Source organism: Fictibacillus aquaticus (genome assembly GCF_002245695.1).
Classification (GTDB): domain Bacteria; phylum Bacillota; class Bacilli; order Bacillales; family Fictibacillaceae; genus Fictibacillus; species Fictibacillus aquaticus.
In genome coordinates this window covers 1-3,161 of record NZ_NOII01000038.1, presented here as the reverse complement: position 1 = coordinate 3,161, position 3,161 = coordinate 1, and the positions used below count along the sequence as shown (strand labels likewise).

Annotated in this window: 2 protein-coding genes and 1 pseudogene; all 3 read left to right on the top strand. The window is 48.7% G+C overall.

What is annotated here, in order from left to right; genetic code table 11:
- Positions 1-542 (top strand): annotated as a pseudogene (locus tag CGZ90_RS18935) (3-hydroxyacyl-CoA dehydrogenase); the annotation flags it as partial.
- Positions 543-557: 15 nt separating this feature from the next.
- A complete protein-coding gene (locus tag CGZ90_RS18930) occupies positions 558-1,739 on the top strand; it encodes an acetyl-CoA C-acetyltransferase (RefSeq protein ID WP_094254071.1) in 1,182 nt (393 codons plus the stop codon).
- Between the two features lie 22 nt (positions 1,740-1,761).
- On the top strand, positions 1,762-3,161 hold a 1,400-nt coding region (locus CGZ90_RS18925; RefSeq protein ID WP_094254070.1), incomplete at its 3' end, for an acyl-CoA dehydrogenase family protein.

Here is a 3,161-nt window from a genome sequence, read left to right as displayed (position 1 = left end):
TCCCTGGAGGAGGAGGAAACAAAGAGCTGTATCAGCGTCTCCTCGAGCAGCTACCTGAAGGATCGAAAGGTGATCTGCAAAAGGTAGCGAACCAGACTTTCGAGACAATCGCGATGGCTAAAGTGTCCACATCAGCTCATGAGGCTGCGAAGCTTGGATTCCTGCGTCCACAGGATGGATTATCTGTGAACGGTGACCATCTCTTACATGATGCGAAAAACCAGGTGCTTGCACTTGCGGCGCAAGGCTATCAGCCTCCGCAGCGCAAAAAGCTTCCGATTGTAGGAGAAGCGGGATATGCAACGCTTGCTCTAGGAGCGCAGACGATGCATTTTAGCCAATACATCTCGGATCATGATTTAAAGATAGCAAAAAAGCTCGCCTACGTGATTGCTGGAGGCAAATTGCCTGCTGGCACGCTTGTTGATGAACAATATTTGCTAGACCTAGAAAGAGAAGCATTCCTTAGCCTTGCTGGAGAACCGAAGAGCCAGGCGCGCATGCAGCATATGCTCGTAAAAGGGAAACCGCTTCGCAACTAAAAAGGGGGGAGAACCATGTTTCAGGAAGCAGTTATCGTTGCAGGCGCAAGAACGCCTGTTGGAAAAGCAGGAAAAGGATCGTTCGCCCATACTCGACCTGACGAACTGGCAGCGATCACGATTAAAGAAACGTTAAAACGTGCAGGCGGATACGAAGGTCCGATCGATGACCTTATAATCGGCTGCGCAGTGCCAGAAGCAGAGCAGGGAATGAACATGGCCCGCCTGATCGGAGCACGGGCAGGTTTGCCTGAGCACGTGCCGGCTATCACCATCAACCGGTTCTGTTCATCAGGACTTCAGGCAATCGCCTATGGTGCGGAAAAGATCATGCTCGGCCACGCAGAAGCGATTCTTGCCGGTGGTGCAGAATCGATGAGTTTAGTGCCTGTAGTCGGCCACGTGGTGAAACCCAATCCTTATCTCGTAGAAACCATCCCTCAATATTATATGGGGATGGGGCATACAGCCGAAGAAGTGGCTACTAGGTTTGGTGTTTCCCGCCAGGATCAGGATGAATTCGCCGTCCGCAGCCATCAAAAAGCAGCGGCTGCGATCAAAGAAGGCAGGTTTAATGACGAAATCGTTCCTGTCACCGTGATGAAGCGCTGGCTTGATGAGAATTTAAAGCTTGTCGAGAAAGAAACAGCTGTTTCAATCGATGAAGGAGTAAGACCAGAAACTTCAGTAGATGTGCTTGCAAAGCTTCGTCCTGCTTTCACTCCGCGGGGTTCCGTAACAGCTGGAAATTCATCGCAGACTAGTGATGGAGCAGCATCTGTACTCGTGATGAACCGGTCAAAAGCTGAAGCGGAAGGGTTAAAGCCGCTTCTGAAATTCCGCTCTTTCGCTGTAGCAGGGGTTGCACCTGACATTATGGGAATCGGTCCTGTAGCTGCCATTCCGAAAGCATTAAAAATGGCAGGACTTGAGCTTTCAGATATCGGACTTTTTGAACTGAATGAAGCATTCGCATCACAATCTGTTCAGGTTATCCGTGAACTGAAACTTCCGGAAGACAAAGTGAACGTGAACGGGGGAGCGATCGCTCTTGGCCATCCGCTCGGCTGCTCGGGCACGAAACTGACACTGACGCTTGCGCATGAAATGAAGCGCAGAAACGAGCAGTTCGGCGTGGTAACGATGTGCATCGGCGGCGGCATGGGAGCTGCCGGAGTATTTGAACTGATCAACTAACTTTTATAAGGAGGATATTGATATGTCAAACACAATGGAAAAAGTGTTTAAAGGCGGCGGATTCTTAATCGAGGATATTGAAGCAGCCGACATCTTCACACCAGAGGATTTTTCAGAAGAACATCATATGATCGCAAAAACTACTGAGGAATATGTCGTAAAAGATGTTGTTCCGAACCTTGAAGAGCTTGAGAACCATAACTTTGAGATCTCCCGAAAACTTTTAACTAAAGCTGGGGAACTAGGTCTTCTCGGAGCTGATGTGCCGGAAGAATACGGCGGACTCGGGCTTGATAAGATTTCCTCCTCACTGATCACGGAAAAATTCGCACGCGGACGCGGATTCTCGATCAGCTACGGCGCGCACGTAGGAATCGGATCGCTTCCTATAGTCCTTTTCGGAAACGAAGAGCAGAAGAAGAAATACTTGCCTGAGCTGGCAACTGGCGAGAAAATCGCTGCTTATGCCCTTACTGAGCCAGGATCAGGATCTGACGCGCTCGGCGCCCGTACGACTGCGAGACTGAACGCAGAAGGAACACACTATGTCCTGAACGGTGAAAAGCAATGGATCACAAACTCAGCATTTGCTGATGTGTTTGTTGTTTATGCCAAGATCGACGGGGAACAGTTCTCTGCCTTTATCGTTGAGAGAGAATATGCTGGCGTATCTACAGGACCTGAAGAAAAGAAAATGGGTATTAAGAGTTCTTCAACAAGGACTCTAATCCTGGAAGATGCCCTCGTTCCGAAAGAAAACTTGCTTGGCGAAGCAGGCAAGGGGCATGTAATTGCCTTCAATATCTTGAACATCGGCCGCTACAAGCTCGCTCTTGGATGTGTTGGTGCTGCAAAACGCGGACTGGAAGTATCAGTTAAATATGCAAACGAGCGTCAGCAGTTCAAGCGCAAAATCAGTTCCTTCACGCTTATTCAGGAAAAGCTTGCGAATATGGCGGTTCAGACCTATGCAGCGGAGAGTTCCACATACCGCACAGTCGGATTGTTCGAGAACCGAATGGGCGGACTGTCTGAAGAAAAGCAAAAAGACGGCAAAGAAATCGCTAAAGCAATTGCTGAGTATGCGATCGAATGCTCTCTTAACAAAGTCTTTGCTTCGGAAGCTCTGGATTATGTAGTGGATGAAGGGGTTCAGATTCATGGCGGTTACGGCTTCATGGGTGAATACGAAATCGAGGGCATGTACCGAGATTCTCGTATTAACCGAATTTTTGAAGGAACTAACGAAATCAACCGCCTTCTTGTACCAGGAACGCTTGTGAAAAAGGCGATGAAGCAAGAGCTTCCTTTGATCGAGAAAGCAACTTCTCTACAGCAGGAGCTCATGATGCTCATGCCTGTGGAAGTGGGAACCGAGCCGCTTGATCAAGAAAAATATCTTGTATCAATGGCTAAAAAAGT